The sequence below is a fragment of the Desulfonatronum sp. SC1 genome (assembly GCF_003046795.1).
Classification (GTDB): Bacteria; Desulfobacterota; Desulfovibrionia; order Desulfovibrionales; family Desulfonatronaceae; genus Desulfonatronum.
The window spans coordinates 21,938-42,485 of the sequence record NZ_PZKN01000005.1; the positions used below are offsets into that span (position 1 = coordinate 21,938).

The window sequence follows — 20,548 nt, forward strand, 5'->3', positions numbered from 1 at the left end:
TACAGAGTAAAGAGACGAACGAACAGCATCCTACTTGAATTTTCTCACGCATTCTCATGCTCCCATCCAATATACCAACTTCCCCAACCATCCTCATCCGCGGAGCCGGAGACCTGGCAACCGGCGTCGCCTTGGAGCTGTACGAGGCCGGTCTGCGGCATCTGCTTTTATTGGAAAGGGATCGCCCATTGGCCGTGCGGCGGCTGGTGGCGTTTTCCGAGGCGGTTTTTGAGGATCGGGTTGACGTGGAGGGGATTGCAGCCTTTCGGATCGACGCTCCGGACCAAGCCGTGGTAGCCTGGGCCAAGGGCGAGATTCCGGTTCTTGTTGATCCGGACATGGCCTGCCTGAAGCAGTTCCAGCCCCGGATTGTCCCCCAAGTCTTGATTGACGCCCTACTGGCCAAGCGCAACACCGGGGTGCATCGCGGCTTGGCTCCTCTGGTCATCGGGCTGGGGCCGGGCTTCATCGCCGGAAAGGACGTCCACTGCGTAGTGGAAACCCATCGCGGGCATGGCCTCGGGGAAATCCGCTATACCGGCTCGGCCTTTCCGAACACTGGCATTCCGGGCCCGGTGCTGGGCAAGTCTCTGGAGCGGCTTTTGCGTGCGCCCCGGGACGGCGTCTTTACCGCTTGCCGGGCCATCGGCGACATGATCCAGGAGGAGGAGACCGTGGGCCAGGTGGAAGCGCACGGGACCATCGCCCCGGTGACGGCTCAGACTTCCGGGGTGATTCGAGGCCTGCTGCGCTCCGGCGTCATGGTCGAAAAAGGTTTGAAACTTGGGGATGTTGACCCAAGAGGCGAAACATGGCGTTGCCGCCGCGTCTCGGACAAGGCCAGGGCCGTGGGCCGGGGCGTGCTGCAAGCCGTTCGCGCTCATCTGGACGGCCTCCGGGCCGGGACCGTTCCCGAGCTTGAGCCTCGCCTTAAGCCTGATTCGGGCCAGACCCCGCCGAAGTCCCATCCTGAACCATCAATCGTACCCATCCATCTCGGGAGAACCGGATGAGCATCGGACAACCCGTCAAGCGTCTGGACGCCGAGGCCAAGGTCACGGGCCGGGCCCGGTACACCGAGGACCTGCTCCCAACGGGCATACTCTCGGCCGTGTATATCCGAAGCACCGTGGCCCACGGCAGGGTCGTGGCCATGGATGTTTCCGCTGCCCTGGCCCTGCCCGGCGTGGAGGCCGTTTTCACCCATGCCGACGTGCCCAAGCTACTCTTCGCTCCGGCCGGCCATCCTTACTCCCTGGACCCGGCACACGCCGACGTGGCCGACCGGTTGCTGCTCACCGAGCATGTCCGCTTTCACGGCGACGAGATCGGCGTGGTGGTGGCCCGGGACGAACTCACGGCCCAACGCGCCGCGGCTCTGGTCGCGGTATCCTACGAGGAACTCCCGGTGCTCACCGATCCACGGGAGGCCATGGTCGACGGGGCTCCGGCCATCCATCCCGGCGGCAATATCGTCAAGCAAACCGGATTCAGCGTGGGCGGGGACGTGGATGCGCTCCTTGCCCAGGCCGACGTGGTGGTGGAGGGCGAGTACCAGACCCCGGTGACCCAGCATTGCCACATGGAACCCGTGGTGGCCCACGCCTATATGGAGGACATGGACCGGATCACCGTGGTTACCTCCACCCAGATCCCGCACATCTGCCGCCGGGTTGTGGGCCAGGCCCTGGGCATGGACTGGAGCCGGGTGCGGATCGTCAAGCCGTATGTGGGCGGCGGGTTCGGAGCCAAGCAGGACGTGCTCCTGGAGCCCATGGTCGCCTTTCTGGCCTGGAAGCTGGGCCGACCGGTACGCATGGCCCTGACCCGTGAGGAAAGCATGATCACCCGCACCCGCCATGCCATGCGCATCCGGACCAGGGCGGGTTTTGCACGGGACGGGCGGCTGCTGGTCATGGACATGGACGCCGTTTCCAACACCGGAGGCTACGCCTCCCACGGCCATTCCGTGGTCTCCGCGGGCGGGGGCAAGCTGTGCAGCATGTATCCCCACGCCGCGGTGCGCTTCCAGGCGGCCACGGTTTACACCAATCTGCCCATTGCCGGAGCCATGCGCGGCTACGGTTCGCCCCAGATCATCTTTGCCTGCGAATGTCTGCTGGAGGATGCGGCCAGGGCCCTGGACATGGATCCCCTGGACCTGCGCCTGATCAATGCCGGTCGCCCCGGAGACGTCAACCCGCGCTCGGGAAAACCCATCGAAACCCACGGCCTGGCCGACTGTCTGCGCCTGGGCCGGGAGCGGTTCCGCTGGGACGAACGGAGGGCCGCGGCCCAGGCCACTCAAGCTGACCCGGAAACACGCCGCGGCTTGGGCGTGGCCTGTTTCAGCTTCAATTCCGGGGTCTACCCCGTGGGCGTGGAAATTTCCGGGGTCCGCCTGACCCTGGCCCAGGACGGCTGCGTGACGCTCCAGTCCGGGGCCACGGAAATCGGCCAGGGCGCGGACACGGTCTTCGCCCAGATGGCCGCTTCGGTCCTGGACCTGCCCGTGACCTCGATGCGCGTGGTCTCCACCCAGGATACGGACGTGACGCCCTTTGATCCCGGGGCCTTTGCCTCCCGCCAGACCTACGTGGTCGGCCCGGCAGTCAAGGCCGCGGCCCTGGAACTGCTGGATCGAATTCTGAACCATGCGGCGCTGATGACCGGTTATCCGGCGCATGCCCTTGCGTTGCAGTCCGGCTTCGTGGTCGCGGCCCGTCAGCCCTCCCGGATATTCATGAGCCTGAACGAACTGGCCCTGGACGCCTATTATCATAAGGATCGGGGCGGCCAGCTCACCGCGGAGCGCTCGGTCAAGACCCGGTCCAACGCACCCTCCTTCGGCTGCACCTTCGTGGAAGTGGAGGTGGACATCCCGCTGTGCCGGGTCCGGGTCACGGATATCCTCAACGTCCACGACTGCGGCGTGGTCATCAACCCGGTCACGGCCCGGGGCCAGGCCCAGGGCGGCATGGCCATGGGAATAGGCTGGGCGTTATATGAAGAGCTGCTGGTGGACCCGCGCACCGGCCGGGTGCGCAACAACAACCTGCTGGACTATAAAATGCCCACCTTCCTGGACCTGCCCGACCTGGACGTGGCCTTTGTCCAAACCGCCGAGCCCTCCGGGGGCTTCGGCAACAAATCCCTGGGCGAACCGCCCCTGCTCTCCCCCGGCCCGGCCATTCGCAACGCGATCTGGGACGCCACCGGCGTCAAGGCCGACTTCATCCCCCTCACCCCCAAGGCCCTGTTCCCGCTGTTCCGGGACGCCGGGTTGCTGGGACCGCGCTGAGGACATCCGCCATGTACGCCTTTGAATCCTATCATCGCGCCCAAAGCCTGACCGAGGCCGTGGAGCTGCTGGCCGCGAATCCGTTCGCCCGGCCCATGGCCGGGGGGACCGACATCCTGGTTCGGTTGCGGGAAAGGCACAAGGAATACGCCGAGATCGTGGACATCCACGACCTGCCGGAGCTGGAGGGCATCACCGAGGATCGCGGCGAACTGCGCATCGGTTCGGGCACGACCTTTGCCGCGCTGATGGCCTCGCCCCTGGCGGCCCGCCTGGCCCCGATGCTCATCGAGGCCGCGGGCTGGGTGGCCGGGCCGCAGATCCGCAATACGGCCACCATTGGCGGAAACATCTGCAACGGCTCGGCCTGCGCTGATTCCGCGGCCCCGCTGTTGATCCTCAACGCCCACCTGGACCTGATCGGCCCGGAAGGCGAACGGCTGATCCCCCTGCGCGGATTTCACCTCGGTCCGGGCCGGGTGGAGCTGCGCCAAGGAGAAATCCTGCGCTCGGTCCGGATCAAGCCCGAACCGGGTCAAGGCCAGACCCTGGGCCTGGGCACGGCCTACGTCAAGTATTCCATGCGCCAGGCCATGGACATCGCCACCATCGGCTGCGGCGCGGGTATTCGCCTGCGAGACGGACAATCGGAGAGGCGCGAGAGGATCGTGGACGAACTGCGCCTGGCCTTCACCGTGGCCGCACCCACCCCGGTGCGTTGCCCGGCCGCAGAAGCCGCGGCCAAAGGCCTGCCTCTGGACGAGGCCATCCAGGCCGCCCTCGCGGTCCTGGATCATGACGTCTCCCCTCGCACCTCCTGGCGGGCGGCGGGAGATTTCCGGATGCACATCATCCGCACCCTGACCGGGCGCATGATCCGCACCGCCGCGGAACGCTACGCCAAGCACGTCGCCAAACACTTCGAGGTCCGGACATGCTGACCATCTCCTGCGCCATTAATGATCGCCCCTACGAACTGACCATCGATCCCCGGGCCTCACTCCTGGATATGCTCCGGGACCAGGGCCTGACCAGCGTCAAACAAGGCTGTGGCATGGGCGAGTGCGGGGCCTGCACCGTGCTGGTGGACGACGTGGCCGTGAACGCCTGCCTGTATCTGGCGACCTGGGTTCACGGCAAACGCATCCGCACCGTGGAGGGGGAGGTGAAAAACGGCCAACTATCCCCGGTCCAGCAAGCCTACGTGGATGCCGGGGCCGTGCAGTGCGGGTTCTGCACCCCGGGGCTGATCATGACCACCACCGCCTTTGTGGAGTCCTGCCGCGACAATATCCGCAATCCGGAAGACATCACTCCAGAAGACATCCGGCGGGCCCATGCCGGAAACCTCTGCCGCTGCACGGGCTACGACACCATTGTCCAGGCCGTGCGCCAATCCCTCGGCCAGCCCGCCTCATCACAAGATATCACCAAGTCCTCGCCGCCTTGATCCTCAACGCACCGGACGAACTCTACCTGCCGGACGCAACGGTCGTTGCTCTGGTGGGCGCGGGCGGCAAGACCAGCCTGATGCAGTCCATGGCCGCCCATGCCGTGGCCTCGGGCCAAACCGTGATCCGGACCACGACCACCAAGCTGGCTGGCGATACGGATAACCCTTTTTTTTGGGATGGACGAAAGACGTCGCTTCCCTTGATCCAAACCCGACTCTCCCACGACCGGTCCCTGACCCTGGTCCGGGACCGGGATTCCACCACAGGCAAACTCCTCGGCCTTGCGCCCGAGGCCGTGGACCTCCTGGCCGCCTCCAGCCTGGCCGACCGCATCTTCGTGGAGGCCGACGGCGCACGCGGCAAATCGATCAAGGCCCCGGCGGACCACGAGCCAGTGATCCCCCGTTCCACGAACATGGTGATCGGGATCATAGGCGCAAACGCCCTGGACGCGTCCCTGGACGAGACACTTGTTTTTCGCCCCGAGCTGCTGGCCGCGATCTGTCGCGCACGTTCCGCCGAGCCCGTGGACGCCCGTATCCTGGCCTGCCTGGCCGCGCATCCCCAGGGTCTGTTCAAAAGCGTACCTCCACCTCCGTGTCGGCGCATCCTGTTCGTGAACAAAATGGACATGGCCGGTGAAGCCGCATGGGAAATGTTGGCCCAGGCCCGACGACTCGTCAGAGCGGAGCATCCGGACGAATCGGGGTTCGCGATGCAATGGTTCGCGGGGTCAGTCAACGAGGGGTGGCTGCGGTCCGTGGACTAGGGTTGAATCCCGGCTATCAAAAGCGCCTGATAGTCTTCGACCGTGTCCACGTCCCGCAGCACCCCGGAATCCTCCACGTCCACCAGATGCAGACACGCATCCGAATGATCCAGAAGCGCACGTGCTCCGACGTCCCCATCCAGAGTCATGACCCGTGGGAACCATGCCCGGGGAATGCAGACCGGGTTGCCCCGTCGCTCATCATATCGCGGTGCGACAAAGGATCGCGGATCGCCGCGAAACGCCTCGGCCAAGGCCGTTAAGGTTTCCAACCGCACCAGAGGTTGATCGCCCAGCAAGACCAGCGCTCCGAGCATGTCGCCCCCCTCTTTCTTTTCCACGTCGTCTAGTCCGGCCAGCCCCGCCCGCAGGCTCCGAGCTTGGCCGCGGTTCCAGTCAGTTGCCTGGATGATCCGCAAGGTGCTATCCACGTCCTTCAGGGCGTGGCCCACCTCGGCGGCGTTACAGCCGGTCACGACCACCACCGGATCGCAGACCGCCAAGGCTTTGCGGAGCACATGGACCACCAGCGGCTCGCCGCGGTACGGCAGCAACAGCTTGCCCCCAAGCCCGCCGCCCATCCGCCGACCGGCCCCGGCCGCCAGGATCAAGCCGGCTATCTTGTTCATTCGCAATCCTTGCCAACCCAACCGTATTTCATTCCCCACCCCTCACCTTTTTGCACGGAGGCAGCATGCAGCTCATGATCCGAGGAGCAACCGTGGTCAACGCCGACCACTCCGCCAGGGCGGAGATCCTCGTTTCCGACGGAATGATACTCGCAGTGGGCCGTGATCTGGACATCCCTTCCGGCGCCCGCATCGTGGACGCCGACGGTCTGCTGGCCCTGCCCGGCGGCATCGACCCGCACACCCACCTGGACATGCCCATTGCCGGAACCCGCACCGCGGACGATTTTGAACAGGGCGGACGGGCCGCCCTGGCCGGGGGGACCACCACGGTCATCGACTTCGTCATCCCCAACCAGGGGCAATCCCTGCTCCAGGCCTTCGACGCCTGGATGGACCTGGCCCGCACCGCCACCTGCGACTACTCCTTCCACGTGGCCGTGACCTGGTTCGACGCGAGTGTTGCCCAGGAAATGGGCGTACTGGCCTGGGAGCGGGGGGTCAATTCCTTCAAGCACTACATGGCCTACAAGGGCACGGTGATGCTCGATCCCGAACAGATGCCGGACAGCTTTGCCCGGGCCGGGGAGCTGGGCTGCCTGTGTACGGTGCATGCCGAGAATGACGAGATCATCCCCTTTCTGCAACGCAAGCTCCTGGCCCAGGGTGTGACGCATCCCCGGGGGCACCCTGTTTCCCATCCCCAGTCCGGCGAGGCGGATGCCACCTGGCGGGCCATTGCCGTGGCCGAGGCGGCTGGCGTGCCGCTTTACGTGGTCCATGTGTCCTGCGCCCAGGCCCTGGAAGCGATCATATCGGCCCGAACCCGCGGCCTGCCCGTGTTCGCCGAATGCCTGGGCGGCCACCTGACCCTGGACGCGTCAGTTTACGAGCAGGATGACGCCCAGGCAGCGGCCCGCTTCGTGATGAGCCCGCCGTTTCGGCCAAAACAGGACCGAGAGGCCCTTTGGAACGGGCTGGCCACCGGGGCCATCCAGGTGACGGCCAGCGATAACTGCGCCTTCACGGACGCCCAGCGCTCCAAGGGACTCGGCGATTTCTCCAAACTGCCCAGCGGCACGCCGGGGCTGGAGGACCGGATGCGGGTGGTCTGGGACGGCGGCGTGGCCCAGGGCCGCCTGACCCCGGAACAGTTCGTAGCCGTAACCTCCACCAACGCGGCCCGGCTGTTCAACATTTACCCGCGCAAAGGCTGCATCCTACCCGGCGCGGACGCGGACATCGTGCTCTGGGACCCGGAGGCCGAGCATACGGTCAGCGCCAAGACCCATCACCATGCCGTGGACTTCAGCGTGTTCGAAGGCATGACCTTTCGCGGTGGGCCAGTGGCCACCTACTTGGGGGGACGGGAGGTGTTTCGAGAGGGACGCGTTAACGCCGAACCGGGCATCGGCCAGCACATTGCCCGACCGACTTTTGGGCCTGGATTCAACTTCCTTCGAGACTTGCTGGAGAATTAACGACAAAGGGGCCTCCCTTTCCGAACTCGCATACCTCCTCTGCTCCGCCGAAACCCTTTCAAGCTCCAGACGTAAAAAAGCGCCCCTCTCCTCACGGAAAGGGGCGCTTTCTTTTTCAAAGCCTCAGTGGTTCTTAGGCCTGATTCAACTTCCGTTCCTGCGGGAAGACCGGAAGGTAGCGGTAAGCCAAGCTGAGGATTAGTGCGCCGTAGGCGATGACCGCCAACGAAGGAGCCCATTCAGCCCATGTCGGCACATAGACGTACCAGCGGTCGAAAGGCATGATCGGGTGGGCCAGGGTTTGGGCGGTTTGGACGTAACGGTTGATGATCACCCCGATGCCAACCATGGTGCACGCGGAGTAGAGTATCCACGGCGTATTGCGGGTCTTGGAGTAGAGCAGCAGGACAGCGGGGAACAGGCCGAAAACGACCAATTCAGAGAACAACAGCCACTTGCCGTAGGCCACCCCGTAGAACACTTCACTGAAGGTCAGACCGGACCGGGGCAGGATGCCGGTGGCCCAGGCCCACGTGTCCAGATACTTGAAGACCAAATAGATGGCCAGCATGGTACCGGAAATCTTGCCCATCAGGGCCTTGACGCTGAAGTCCACCAGCTTGCGGCCGGTCATCTTTTCCATCAGCGTGGCGACCAGCATGGTGAAACCCGGCCCGGAGGCCACGGCGGAAAGGATGAACAGGAAGAAGGTCCAGGGCCAGATGAAGAAGCCTTCACGGAAGGCGTAGGGCCGGGAAAACAATACGCCGTACATGCCGCCCAGGGAGCCCTGGTGGAAGAAGGACAGGAAGGCCCCGACGCCAGCGAACAAGGGCATGATCACATGGAAGTTGTGGGCCATGTGATGCAGGAACTTGATCTTGTTCAGCTTGCGGTTCTCCAGAATGATCGGAATGAACTCGATGGTCAGCACCAGCATGTAGCAGGTGATGCAAAAGATTACTTCCGTGAGCATGGAGTGGACGTTGGGGTGCCAGAAACCGAACCAGGCCCTGAGCGGCTGACCGACTTCCAGGGTCAGGATCAACAAGGCTCCGGAATAACAGATGAAGCCGATGATGACCGCCAGATTGATGATGTTTTTCAAGCCTTCGACGCGGACCAGATAGTACAGAAGCCCGCTGAAAAAGGCCCCGGCCCCCAGGGCGATCACGCCCAGGTCGAAGATGATGTACAATCCAAAGGCGAAGTAGTTGTCCATGCCCGTGACGATCAGCCCGCCGGACCAGACCACGTAGGCGGCGTAAACGCCCCAGACCAGCACGGCGAAGACGACCGCCAGCCACGCAATGAACAGCTTCAAGGAGCAACGCTGGACCCCTTCGGGCCACAATTCTTTATCACTCATGGTCTAGACCCCTCCGACCGTTTCATGTTCAAGATAGTTGTCGCCCTGTTTCCGGACCCATTCCCGTTTGCTGTAGTAATAGACCTGGGGCTTGGTGTTCAGGCGCTCCAACAGGCGAAACGCATACGGACTCTTGGACAGCTTGTGGACCTTGTGCTCCGGATTCTGCAGGTCGCCGAAAACCATGGCCCCGGTGGGACACATTTCCACACAGGCGGGGATATAGTCGCCCTCGTTCAAGGCGTTGGGGTCGCGCCCCTCGATCCGGGCCTTGTCTCGGGCATACATATAGCGATGGTGACAGAACAGACACTTTTCCACCACGCCGCGGGGTCGGGTGGAGACGTCCGGAGTGAGGGTCTTTTCCATGCCTTCAGGCCAGACCGGATCTTGCCAGTTGAAGTACCGGGCATGATAGGGACAGGCGGCCATGCAGTACCGGCAACCGATGCACCGGGCGTTGACCTGGCTGACAATCCCGCCCTCCTGGTTCTTGTCCGTTGCGATGACCGGACAGACCGGCACGCAGTTCGGCTTTCCGCACTGCAAGCACGGGCGCGGCATGTAGGCGACGTCGTGGTTCGGATAGGGCTGCTTGTTTGAGAGCTGGTAGACCAGCAACCAAGTCATGCTGTAGCGCTTGTTCGAGGCGTCCACCGGCGGGGCGATGTTGTTTTCCGCCTGGCAGGCGACCATGCAGGCCCCGCAGCCGGTGCAGCGGTCCAGGTCGATGACCATTCCCCACTTGATTTTGAATTCCTTGAGATACAAAACCATATGCTCAACCTTCCTTTAGGCTTTGGCGATGCGCACGCGGGAATCGGCCCAGACGGCCAGGTTGCTCCCCGGTTCGGTACGTACCGTCAACACTTTGTAGATGTTGTCTCCCTTGTTCCGGCTGAACTTGTCCCAAGCCGTATGGCCGAATCCCAGCGGAGCGGCGACCATGTTCCGGCCAACGCCCTCAAAGATGCGCACTTTGGCCAGACAGGAGCCGTTGGGGCCGGCCAGCTTGACCTTGTCCTCGGCTTGCAAGCCGTAGGCGCGGGCCGTGGCGGAGTTCATCCAGACGTAGAACACGTCGCCCTGGATTTCCTGTTCGCCCAAAAGCGGCAGGCAAAAGGGCGGGATGGCAATGTGCCTGGAACCGTAGGTCCGGCTATCCATTGCCGCCAGGCTGACCGGGAAGGTCCAGTCCTCGGCGTCCGGGGGAGCGGTCTGGGAAATGATCGTGGAGCCGAGCTGCATGGCGGTGGGGAAGGGTTCCTGGATGGAAGCCCAAAACGAGCCCCTGGAAATATTCCGCCACAAATTGCCCGAAGCCGCGGCGGGAACCTTGCCGGCTCTGGCCTCCCAAGGCTGAACCTTGTCCGTAAAGAAGCCTTCCAGCTCGCTCAGAGCGGCGACCTTGGCCTCCAGGACCTTGTCGAAGGAATCGTATCCGAGATCGATGTCCAGAGCCTTGGCCACGCCCAGCAAAACATCACCCGTGGGCTTGGTGTCGAAAATGGGCTGGCGGATTACGGGCCGCGTCAGGCTGTAGCTGGCGAAACCGGAGCCGTAAGGGGTCTGAACGTCGTCGAACCGCTCGATGAAGGTCGGCGTGGGCAGCAACAGATCCGCCTGAACGGCAGTTTCATCATAGAACGTGCTGAAGCTGACCAAATAGGAACCATCAAAGGCTTTGGCCGCCACGTCGGGCTGCGGCAGGGCGAAAAGCGGATTGGCCTCGTATACCAGATAGACGCCCGGCTTGCTCACTTTGCCATCGGCAACTCCCTGAACATAAGCGACCAGATCCTTGGCGCGAATCTGGGCCTGGGCCTTGGCCCCTTCGACCACCTTGGGCAGATCCGGCAGGACTTGAATCCCACCGACGGAGTTGACGTTGTCAAACAGCATGTTCAGGCTCAAGGCCGCGGCGAAGCTGAACACGCCGCCGCCCTGGGCGATGGTGGACCCCGGGATGATTAACGGCTTGTTTGCGGTGCGGAGCTTTCGGGCCAGTTCGGCCACCTGCTCCGGTGCCACGCCGGTCAGGCGTTCCACATAGTCCGGAGTGTACCGATTGATGACGAAATTGCGATAGGCGAAAAAATCATGGGCCTGGGGAGCGGACATCCCACCCTGAAGGAGGTGGTAGGCGATGCCCAGAGCCAAAACGCCTTCCATGCCCGGAGTAATGGCAATCCATTGGTCGGCCGCGCCGCCCGTGACGTTCTGCGTCGGTCCGACGTAGACGTATTCCGCCGAGGCTTCCTCGCCCACGGGGTGCGCAGCGCCGTAGGCTTTCTTGTTCCGAACGGCTGTGCCCCAGCTGTCCAGCATGTCCGCGCCGAAGGCCAACACGAAATCCGCGTTCTCGAGGTCGTAGCCGATGCTTCCCTCGCGAAGAATCTTGGAGGCCACGAGCTGTTCCCCGGGCATCAGGAAGCAGCCGTCCGATCCCAGGCCGCCCAGCAAGGCGGAAAAGAGTTCGTTGATGGTCCCGTTTTCATCCCCGCTGACACAGACCACGGCGTCCTTCCTGCCTTTCTGCTCGGCCAGCTTCTCCTGCAACAAGGCTTCGGCCTCATCCCAGGAAATGGGCTGGTGCGACCCGTCGGCCTGCTTTTGCATCGGCCCTTTGATCCTGGCCGGGGCGTACAGCAGTTGCACGGCCGCCGCGCCCAAAGGACAGATCCCGCCCTGGCTCAAGGGATGGTCGGTGCGCCCTTCCGCGGCCACTGGACGGCCGCCCGCGGTACGAATGTTCAGTCCGCACCCGGCGGGACAGAGCTTGCAGGTGGTCGCGGCATAGGCCCGCGGCCCGTACTCCAGCCGGGGAATCCACGGCCAGTTCTGGGTCCAGATGGCCGAGTCGTCGATGGATTTCCAAATCACCGGGGTGAACAGGGTTCCCGCGACACCCCCGGCAGCAAACGTGAGAAAACTTCTCCGATTAAGTGCCATAGTATATCACCCCTTTCCTATTTATGACAGGTCTGGCAAGCGTTGGGAGCACCAGCGAACCGCTCCGGCTCCTGGGCGGCCACCGTGGCGTGACACCGCTCACAGTCCTTCATCTTCATCGTATCCCGACTGTACTTGGTCAAGCGGTTTTCATAGTAGACCGGCAACTCATTGGAACTGCCCACGTCCGGGTGACACCCGGCGGTGGCGCAATCATACTCTCTGTGCGCGGCATGGGAGAAAAAGACGTTGTCCGGTTGATACTGATAAACCAGCCAGGGCACTTCAATCCCCTTTTCGTAATACTCTTCCACGAATTTGATTTCATCCGGATGATCCCCCATGGGAAAAGAGTGGCACTCCGCGCACTTGGCATTGTCGGGCAAGCCCGAAAAAGAGCCGTCGCGCCGAAAAGAGTGACAGTCGTCACAGCTCATCCCGTACAGTTCAATGTGGTTTTGGTGTGTAAAAACAAGCGGCTGGGTCTTCTTGCTGAATAACAGCTGTGGAACTCCCCACCATCCGAAGGCCAACGCGGCCACAAACCCCAACAAGAACGGCAGAACTACTCCGCCCGCACTCGTTCCCCCTTTCTTTTCTTCCATCATGTTGCCTCACATGCTGTAGTGTTGATGATGAAAAGAGCCTCAACGTATCCTGCTTGGATCCAAATTTTCGGCACCCTATGCAAGAGAGCAAAGCCCTGTCAAGCGCTAATGAAATAATTCACGAAACTTGGGAACACGTTAAGGTTAATAAAAAAAACAGGTTATCTGACTAATGAACAATTCAAACACCCCGTATCCGCCTCACTCGGATGTTTGAGGCCGACTCCGCCCGTAGACATCGTCGAAACGGACGATGTCGTCCTCTTCCAGATAGGGACCGCTCTGGATCTCGATGATCTCCACCGGAACCCGCCCCGGATTGGAAAGCCGATGCATGGCGGTTTTGGGAATGTCCACGGACTGATTCTCCGCGACAAGCGTTTCCTTGTCCCCCACCTGGACCAGGGCCGTGCCCTTGATCACCACCCAGTGTTCGCTGCGGTGGTGGTGCATCTGCAAGCTCAATCTCGCCCCGGGGTGGACCATGATCCGCTTTATCTTGTAGAACTGGCCCTCTTCCAAAACCGTGTAGCTGCCCCAGGGCCGACGCACGGTGACGTGAGCCTCCACCAGGGTGGACTTTTCGGCCTTGAGCCGGTTCACCACGTCCTTGACCCGCTGAACCTGATTCAACGGGCAGACCAGGGTCGCGTCCCTGGTCTGGACCACGGCCATACCCTCCAGGCCCACGGCGGCCAACTTGCCGCCCGAGGAGAACAGCAAGCTGTCCCTGCAATCCATATTCAGCACGTCGCCCTTGACCACGCAATGGTCAACGGCGTCCCGCTGGCCCATCCGGAACATGGCCTCCCAGCTTCCCAGGTCGTCCCAGGAAAACCCGGCTTCGACCACCGCCAAGTGTCGGGCATATTCCATGATCCCGTAATCCACCGAGATATCCGGGATGTCGGCGTATCCTGACGCAAGTCCCTGGTCTTCCCGCTCCAGCCACCAGGTCCAGAGCTGGGGCTGAAACTCTTCAACGGCGCCCAGGAACGCCGTAGCGGGAACGATGAACATCCCGCTGTTCCAGGAGTGGGTGCCGGCGCTGACGAACTCCCGTGCAGCATCCAATGGGGGCTTTTCCACGAAGCCGGCTACTTTGTAAGCTCCGGGCGCCAGTACTTCGGCCTTGGCAATGTACCCGTAGCCGGTCTCCGGCTTGGTCGGCGGAATACCGAAGGTCACGAACCAGTCCTGGTCCGCCAGGGCCAGGGCCTGTTCCCAGTCAGCCTCGAACCGCCCTTGATCGCCGATCATGTGGTCCGAGGGAAAAACGCCCACCAGGGCCTGACCGCGTTCCGGATCCTGAATCGTGACGATCTTATCCAGGCCGAGCAGGATCGCCGGAAGCGTATTCCGGGCCATGGGCTCCTTGAGCACCTGTTCCTTCAAGCCCGGATGCACCTCGGCCAACTGCGAGCAAACCTCGAAGAAGTGCTCCTCATTGGTCACGGTAACGATCCGTTCCGCGGGCAGTCGCCCCAGCAATCGCTCGGCGGTCTGTTGCAGCAAGGTTTTATCCCCGTTCAAGGCCAACAGTTGCTTGGGCAGCAGGGAACGGGACATGGGCCAAAGCCGAGTGCCGGATCCGCCGGCCAGCACAATGGCCCAGGCATTCTCCCATATCTGGGAACCAACTACATTTTTTACCATCAAATCAACTCCTTGCGATACTTTCCATGGAGAACTCCGTGGCAGCCCTGATGATGGCCAAGTGCCTTGTTCCGTTGTGCACAAGCGAACACGGCACTTCCTTACCCTGCTCAAGGCATCCCTGCAACCATTGCCCGATTGTTGAAGGATACTTGTTGAAGGCTCTGCCAAGCCATTCGTTTATTATTTTTTGTTCTTTCGACGACCTCAAGACGGCTTTGACCTGTGCATTGAGATTCTGTACGTTTCTTATCCATCTTGGACGAGCCTCTTGTGCTTCGGATTGATTCTGACCGCGAAAGCGAGGCTCGCCGCCCTACCCCCCCAACTTTCAGGAGGAATCCCGCATGCTGACCCCGAAAATAGAACAGGTCCTCAACGAGCAAGTCAACGCCGAACTGTACTCGGCCTACCTCTACCTGGCCATGGCCGCGTATTTCAGTGACCACGACCTGGAAGGCTTCACTCACTGGATGAACATGCAGTCCCAGGAAGAGCTTGGTCATGCCATGAAATTCTACGCATTCATCAACGAACGGGGCGGGAAAAACACTCTGAAAGCCATTGAGGCCCCACCTTCGTCCTGGGTCTCTCCGACGGCCGTGTTTGAGGCCGTTCTTGAACACGAACAAAAGGTCACTGCCCTGATCAACAACCTGGTGGACCTGGCCATTGCCGAGAAAGACCATGCCACGAACATCTTCTTGCAGTGGTTCGTCACCGAACAGGTGGAAGAGGAGTCCAGCGTGAACGCCGTGCTCCAAAAACTGAAACTCCTAGGCAAGGACGGCGGAGGCTTGTTCATGATCGACCGGGAACTGGCCGCCAGGGCCTCTGCTTGTCCGTGCTCCCAGCCGACCGCCTGATCGCCAGGCTGCCGATTTCTCGCTTTTCATCGCACCTCCCTTGATACGTCGCCTTGCTCGGCCCGAGGCAAGTCGTTTTTCCGATTTTCAGGCCGGACACATGCGGCCAACATTTCATCCCGGAGTCGTTTATGCGCCTATCCAAAAACATCCTGATCGCCGGGGAAGCCGGGCAGGGCTTGGTCACGGTGGGCATGCTTCTTGCCAAGGCCCTGGTCAGATCAGGTTATGAGGTTTTCGTCACCCAGGGCTACGAATCTCGCATCCGCGGCGGGCACAACACCTTTGCCGTACGCACCGGCCTCGGACCGATCCGGGCCGGAATTCGGGACGTAGATCTCCTGATCGCCCTGAACCAAGAAAGCATTTCCTTGCATCGCGAGGAGCTGACCGAAAACGCCCTGGTCCTCGTGGACGCTGAACACGAGGACCAGGGCGCGACTCGGGACGCGGATCAGGAAGCCAAAAAGGACCGCGCCCTGCGCGTTCCCTTCGCCGAGCTGGCACCCCAAAAAGTCTTCCACAACATTGTCGCCTTGGGAGTCGCGGCCCGGCTCCTTGGGCTGCCCGAAAACGTGATCACCGACCTGGTTCGGGAAACCTTCGCCAAAAAAGAGACTGACGTGGTGGAGAAAAACGTGAACGTCCTTCAAGCCGCCACCGCTTGGGCCGCCGAACATTCCGCGACCTTTCAGCCCCTCCCCGAACCCCCAAAACCGGCTAAGCGCATGGTCTTAAACGGCAATCAGGCCGTGGCCCTGGGGGCCTTGGCCGCCGGAACGCGTTTCTGCGCCTTCTACCCCATGACCCCGGCCACGGGCGTGGCTCTGACCCTGGGCGCCGCGGCCAAAGACTTCGGGCTGGTGGTGGAGCAGGCCGAGGACGAGATCGCTGCGATAAACATGGCCATTGGCGCGTCCTATGCCGGCGCCCCGGCCCTGGTGCCCACCTCCGGCGGCGGATTCGCCCTGATGACCGAAGGAATAAGCCTGGCCGGAATGACCGAAACGCCACTGGTGCTTGTTCTGGGTCAGCGCCCCGGACCGGCCACCGGCCTGCCCACCCGGACCGAGCAGGGCGACCTGAACCTGGCTCTGTACGCTGGACACGGTGAATTTCCCCGGGCCATCCTGACTCCGGGCAGTATTGAGGAGTGCTTCCGCCTGACCCACACTGCCGTGGATATGGCCGAACGCTCCCAAGGTCCGGTCATCGTCATGACCGACCAGTACCTGGCCGACACCATCCAGGCCATCCCGCCGTTTGACCTGGAAATGCTCGCCGAGCCGAGCCGCCCGGCCCGGACCTGCGACGAACCGCACGCCTACAAGCGCTACGCCTTCACCGAAGACGGCGTCTCCCCCCGGCTGCTGCCCGGCACCGGGGAACATTTGGTAGTCCTGGACAGCGACGAACATACCGAGGACGGACATATCACCGAGGATCTGGCCATCCGAAAGCGCATGGTCGAAAAGCGGCTGGGCAAGGAGCGGAAGCTGCGGGAAGCCGCTCTGGCCCCGACCTACATCGGCGACGAACAGAGCGACCTGCTGTTGATCTGCTGGGGATCAACCCTGGGGCCGGCTGACGAGGCGGCGGAAATTCTGCGCAAAGAAGGATGCAACGTAGGGCTGCTCCACTTCCGCCAGGTTTGGCCCCTGCGGCCGGAGCAGTTTCTGGAGCGGTTGCGGCAGGCACGGGAAACCGTCTGCGTCGAGGGCAATGCCACGGGGCAATTCGCCGGACTGCTACGCAAGGATGTCGGGTTCAGCGTCTCTCGCTCCATCCTGCGCTACGACGGACTACCGTTCACCGCGGCGGACATTTTGCGCGAGTTGAATATCGAAACCGGCCGGGCACAGGAGTCCCACGAGGCCATGGAGAGGTGAGGCACATGACGACAATCGAAGATTTCGGGGAGTTTGAGACGGCGTGGTGCCCGGGATGCGGAAACTTCTCCATCCTCAAGGCCCTCAAAAAGGCTCTGGCCGACAGCGGCCTGGCCCCCCACCAAGTACTGTTGGTCTCCGGCATCGGCCAGGCCGCCAAGACGCCGCACTATCTGCGCTGCAACGTCTTCAACGGCCTGCACGGTCGGGCCCTGCCCGCGGCCACCGGGGCTAAGCTGGCCAACCCAGGACTGCACGTCTTCGTGGAAAGCGGGGACGGCTGCTCCTACGGCGAGGGCGGCAACCATTTTCTGGCCGCGCTGCGGCGCAACGTGGACATCACCATGCTGGTTCACGACAACCAGATCTACGGCCTGACCAAGGGCCAGGCCAGTCCCACCACCCTGCACGGGCAGGCCACCAAGGCCCAGCCCCAGGGCGCGCCCTCCCAGGCCTTCAACCCCGTAACCGTGGCCGTGGCCATGCAGGCCGGATTCGTGGCTCGGGGCTTCGCCGGAAAACCGGACCACTTGGCCGACCTGATCCGCCAGGCCCACGCCTTTCCGGGCTTCGCCCTGGTGGACATCCTCCAGCCTTGCGTCTCCTTCAACAAGGTGAACACCTTCGCCTGGTACACGGAGCGCGTCTGGGACATTCCGGAAGACCACGACCCCGCGGATTGGAGCCAGGCCATGACCTTGGCCCGCCAGTTCGGCGACCGCATCCCCATCGGCGTGATTCGCCGCGACGAATCCCGCCCCACCTTCGAATCCCACTTCCCCGTCCTCCAGGAAGGCCCCCTCTTCGGGCGCACCCCGGACAGGGCCAAGCTGACGCAGCTGATGGAGAGTTACATGTAACGAGGGAGATTCCTTGTTCAGTTGTTCAGCGGTTCAACGATAAGCGGAGCGAGTGGAATTACAACCCAAGGCGATTCCTCCGTCGCCGGAGATCCAACGATCCAAGGCTCCTTGACGACCTCAACCCAGGAGTTCGCCGCCCGTGGCGCAGTCGCGGAGAAAGGACAGCCGCGTCAGAACGGATGGCTGAATCGTGCCGTCAAAGGGATCGGGAAGCTCTTCAGGGGACTGAAGAGCGGGAGGAGCGGTTTCCAAACCGCCTGGTCGTAGTGATCTACGGTCCACGGGCAGAAAGTAGTCCAGGGAAGCCAGCAGGGCGCCGTCGGTGCTGCGCAGGATCATGGCCGTGACGTAGACCCGGCCGTAGACCACGGAGTAGGTGCCGGTGAGCACGGCGAAGGCGTTGATATCCCGATTGATCTTGTCCAGCTCACGGGACAGCGCGAACTCGCCCTGGCCCTTGCGCACCAGCAGGGACTGGGTGCGCAAGCGTACGTCCACCATATGCATGCCGTGCTGGGCGAAGCGGGAACCGATCTGTTGAGGGATGATCCGCCCCAGTGGACTGGTCCGATCCAGGTCGTCCAGCATGACGAAGGAGGACATCAGCAGGGGCATTTCACAGGTTTCCGGCTTGCACAGGGCCTCGAACAGCGTGTCCGCCACGGCATAATGCACCGTGATCAGTTCCACCGCGGGCTGATGCACGATGTACGACGGCCGGGAGCAACCGACCGACCAGAATCCTGCCAGCCAGAGCATGACCAGCCAGAATATCGCCATGTCGCGCCGCCGTGACCCATGGAACATGTTTCCGAGCATGTTTTTCTCCATCAATGCCGTGTCGAATCCGACACGTGCTTGCCCTAAAGAAAACCGGATGACCGCCGATAAAAGAAGTACCTTGATCAATCCCCAGTGAACAACAATCCTGGCCTCATTTTTCCGAGGTCCTCCGGAATGCAGATTTTACCCGTTTTTCCGGATTCATCTCGGCTGGTAGCAAATTTCGATCCAATCTCGTGTGTCGGAGCGTCCGATCCTTCGGCTCATTGATACGCGGAACGCAACCATAAAAGGAACGACGTCTCATGCGGACATTATTGCTCGGAATTCTCCTCGGCTTCGTCCTCTTGTCGGGTCCGGGATGCGCAAGGCAACCGGCCCAGATGGTTTACACCCCGCTGCCGATCTTGTCCCAGGTTCCCGTTCCCACGGCCTATCCTTTGAAGACCCAACCAAAAATGCAGGCCGTGCATCACTGGGAAGTCCTGGCCGACGACGTGGCCCTCCGGGTCCACGAGGCCTTGGAACGCCGGGTCCTGGAGCGTCAATTTCCCGTCCACGTGGCCCCGTCCGGCACGACCCCCTTCGCCAAATCCTTTCACGCCCTGCTGATCACCAAGCTGGTGGAGCGAAACATCACCGTGTCCAGCGGCTTTACCAACACCATGGTCCTGAGCTTCGACATCGAGATGGTCCGCCATGGCCGCCGAACATTGCGCACGGGCCAGGGAATCTACAAGGCTCTGGCTCCGGACGTCTTTGTTCAGCGATCCTCCCTGCTCACTCAGGACGGCCAGGGCGCGCTGGCCAACCAGGCCATGCTGCACGCGGCGGAAGTCAACGTGGAGTCCGGGGCCTATACCCACGAGCTGCCCCGGATGGAGGTTTTGATCACCTCGTCCCTGGTGTTCGAGGAGCATTTTCTGATGCGGGACTCCTCCATCTACTACATCAACGACTCGGAATGGTGGCACTACAAGCAGCACGCCCAGCCCAGCCAACCGGCCACTGTCAACTATCAGCTCGTGGACCGCTAGGGAGAAGCAGCCATGCTCAGAAAACTCATAGCCGCTCTTCTCGTCGGCGCAATCTTGGCCTTGACCCAAACCGCCTCGGCCGCCCATCCGTATTACGGCTCCGGCCCCTACGCCCATGTCCACGGATTTCAGGGCTTGGCTTACGCCTTGGCCGACGGCCTGGATCAGAACCTCGTTCAATATGTCGACCGGACCCGGCCCATCCTGTTCACCAGCTTCGTGGACCTGGACGACCTGAACACGTCCAGCACCTTTGGCCGACTGCTGGGCGAACAGGTGGCCTCGCGGATGTCCCAGCTCGGATACCGGGTGGTTGAACTCAAGCTCCGCCAGGGCTCCATGATCGTCAGCCAAAACGACGGAGAAATGATCCTGTCCCGCGACCTGCGCGACGTGCGCACCAGCCACGATACCCAGGCCGTGCTGGTGGGCACCTACGTGGCAACCGACAACGCCGTGATCGTCTCCGCCAAGCTGCTCAGCACCCTGGACGGGGCCATTCTGGCGACCAGGGACGCCACTTTGCGAAAAACACGGGAGATCCACGAGTTGGTGAACAGGAATGTCACCACCTTTCAACCGACGCGACCCCAACCCTCCGGGGCGCAACAAGAACGCGAGACCGTGCCCGAAGGCCCCCTGGCTCGCGGAACCATCCTCCTGGATCCCAAGAACTCCCTGGCCGCGCGGCTGATTCAGGCCCGGCTGGCGGAGTTGAGCTATTATACCGACCGGGTCGACGGCATCTGGGGGAAAAACTCACGGGCCGCGTTGAATCGCTTCAAGTCCAACCGCCAGCTCGCCTCACCCACGACGTGGGATCTTTCGGCGCAACGGGAACTGTTCAAGGGAACAGGCCAATGACCTCCGGAACCTTATCCTGGACAACCG

At 62.3% G+C, this 20,548-nt stretch carries 18 protein-coding genes; 11 read left to right on the top strand and 7 right to left on the bottom strand.

The window, feature by feature from the left end:
* Window positions 1-56: 56 nt before the first annotated feature.
* Genes yqeB through yqeC form a run of 5 tightly spaced genes read left to right on the top strand, consistent with a single transcriptional unit; the run spans window position 57 to window position 5,524 of the window.
* Window positions 57-1,013: a selenium-dependent molybdenum cofactor biosynthesis protein YqeB gene (gene yqeB / locus C6366_RS03880; protein ID WP_107736035.1), complete on the top strand. Its 957-nt coding sequence runs from the start codon at window positions 57-59 to the stop codon at window positions 1,011-1,013.
* Complete coding sequence (gene xdhA / locus C6366_RS03885) at window positions 1,010-3,301, top strand: xanthine dehydrogenase subunit XdhA (protein ID WP_107736036.1); 2,292 nt, start codon at window positions 1,010-1,012, stop codon at window positions 3,299-3,301. Before yqeB ends, xdhA begins: the two co-directional genes overlap by 4 nt.
* 11 nt (window positions 3,302-3,312) lie before the next feature.
* Window positions 3,313-4,242 (top strand): xanthine dehydrogenase subunit XdhB, encoded by a 930-nt coding sequence (xdhB, locus tag C6366_RS03890; protein ID WP_107736037.1) that lies wholly within the window; start codon window positions 3,313-3,315, stop codon window positions 4,240-4,242.
* Window positions 4,236-4,751: a xanthine dehydrogenase iron sulfur-binding subunit XdhC gene (xdhC, locus tag C6366_RS03895; RefSeq protein WP_107736038.1), complete on the top strand. Its 516-nt coding sequence runs from the start codon at window positions 4,236-4,238 to the stop codon at window positions 4,749-4,751. Before xdhB ends, xdhC begins: the two co-directional genes overlap by 7 nt.
* On the top strand, window positions 4,748-5,524 hold the full coding sequence (gene yqeC / locus C6366_RS03900; protein WP_107736039.1) for a selenium cofactor biosynthesis protein YqeC: 777 nt from the start codon (window positions 4,748-4,750) through the stop codon (window positions 5,522-5,524). Before xdhC ends, yqeC begins: the two co-directional genes overlap by 4 nt.
* Here yqeC and C6366_RS03905 read toward each other — a convergent pair.
* A complete protein-coding gene (locus tag C6366_RS03905) occupies window positions 5,521-6,153 on the bottom strand; it encodes an NTP transferase domain-containing protein (RefSeq protein ID WP_107736040.1) in 633 nt (210 codons plus the stop codon). The genes yqeC and C6366_RS03905 overlap by 4 nt on opposite strands.
* Before the next feature lie 65 nt (window positions 6,154-6,218).
* Here C6366_RS03905 and hydA point away from each other — a divergent pair, with 65 nt between their 5' ends.
* Window positions 6,219-7,634 (top strand): dihydropyrimidinase, encoded by a 1,416-nt coding sequence (gene hydA / locus C6366_RS03910; protein WP_107736041.1) that lies wholly within the window; start codon window positions 6,219-6,221, stop codon window positions 7,632-7,634.
* 133 nt (window positions 7,635-7,767) lie between these two features.
* Here the strand turns inward: hydA and qrcD are convergent, their stop codons facing one another.
* The 5 genes from qrcD to C6366_RS03935 form a co-directional block, all read right to left on the bottom strand.
* Window positions 7,768-9,003, bottom strand: coding sequence for a menaquinone reductase integral membrane subunit QrcD (qrcD, locus tag C6366_RS03915; RefSeq protein WP_107736042.1), 1,236 nt, complete (start codon window positions 9,001-9,003; stop codon window positions 7,768-7,770).
* Window positions 9,004-9,006: 3 nt separating this feature from the next.
* On the bottom strand, window positions 9,007-9,780 hold the full coding sequence (qrcC, locus tag C6366_RS03920; RefSeq protein ID WP_107736043.1) for a menaquinone reductase iron-sulfur cluster-binding subunit QrcC: 774 nt from the start codon (window positions 9,778-9,780) through the stop codon (window positions 9,007-9,009).
* A 15-nt stretch (window positions 9,781-9,795) separates the two neighbouring features.
* A complete protein-coding gene (qrcB, locus tag C6366_RS03925) occupies window positions 9,796-11,955 on the bottom strand; it encodes a menaquinone reductase molybdopterin-binding-like subunit QrcB (protein WP_107736044.1) in 2,160 nt (719 codons plus the stop codon).
* A 17-nt stretch (window positions 11,956-11,972) separates the two neighbouring features.
* Window positions 11,973-12,563, bottom strand: coding sequence for a menaquinone reductase multiheme cytochrome c subunit QrcA (qrcA, locus tag C6366_RS03930; protein ID WP_306460420.1), 591 nt, complete (start codon window positions 12,561-12,563; stop codon window positions 11,973-11,975).
* A 201-nt stretch (window positions 12,564-12,764) separates the two neighbouring features.
* Complete coding sequence (locus tag C6366_RS03935) at window positions 12,765-14,219, bottom strand: mannose-1-phosphate guanylyltransferase/mannose-6-phosphate isomerase (protein ID WP_107736045.1); 1,455 nt, start codon at window positions 14,217-14,219, stop codon at window positions 12,765-12,767.
* Window positions 14,220-14,566: 347 nt separating this feature from the next.
* On the opposite strand from C6366_RS03935, the gene C6366_RS03940 reads away from it, so the two are divergent.
* The 3 genes from C6366_RS03940 (at window position 14,567) to C6366_RS03950 (ending at window position 17,834) form a co-directional block, all read left to right on the top strand.
* A complete protein-coding gene (locus tag C6366_RS03940; protein ID WP_107736046.1) occupies window positions 14,567-15,085 on the top strand; it encodes a ferritin in 519 nt (172 codons plus the stop codon).
* Window positions 15,086-15,216: 131 nt separating this feature from the next.
* The gene (locus C6366_RS03945) at window positions 15,217-16,974 is read left to right on the top strand and encodes a 2-oxoacid:acceptor oxidoreductase subunit alpha (RefSeq protein WP_107736047.1); all 1,758 of its coding nucleotides are present in this window, start codon (window positions 15,217-15,219) and stop codon (window positions 16,972-16,974) included.
* Window positions 16,975-16,979: 5 nt separating this feature from the next.
* Window positions 16,980-17,834, top strand: coding sequence for a 2-oxoacid:ferredoxin oxidoreductase subunit beta (locus tag C6366_RS03950; protein ID WP_107736048.1), 855 nt, complete (start codon window positions 16,980-16,982; stop codon window positions 17,832-17,834).
* A gap of 120 nt (window positions 17,835-17,954) precedes the next feature.
* Here the strand turns inward: C6366_RS03950 and C6366_RS03955 are convergent, their stop codons facing one another.
* Window positions 17,955-18,656, bottom strand: coding sequence for a FlgO family outer membrane protein (locus C6366_RS03955; RefSeq protein ID WP_107736049.1), 702 nt, complete (start codon window positions 18,654-18,656; stop codon window positions 17,955-17,957).
* A gap of 269 nt (window positions 18,657-18,925) precedes the next feature.
* Between C6366_RS03955 and C6366_RS03960 the strand changes: the two genes are divergently transcribed.
* Together C6366_RS03960 and C6366_RS03965 are read left to right on the top strand one after the other, a co-directional pair.
* Window positions 18,926-19,657, top strand: a complete 732-nt coding sequence (locus C6366_RS03960; protein ID WP_107736050.1) for a hypothetical protein — start codon at window positions 18,926-18,928, stop codon at window positions 19,655-19,657.
* A gap of 12 nt (window positions 19,658-19,669) precedes the next feature.
* On the top strand, window positions 19,670-20,521 hold the full coding sequence (locus C6366_RS03965) for a FlgO family outer membrane protein (RefSeq protein ID WP_107736051.1): 852 nt from the start codon (window positions 19,670-19,672) through the stop codon (window positions 20,519-20,521).
* The last annotated feature ends 27 nt before the right edge of the window (window positions 20,522-20,548 follow it).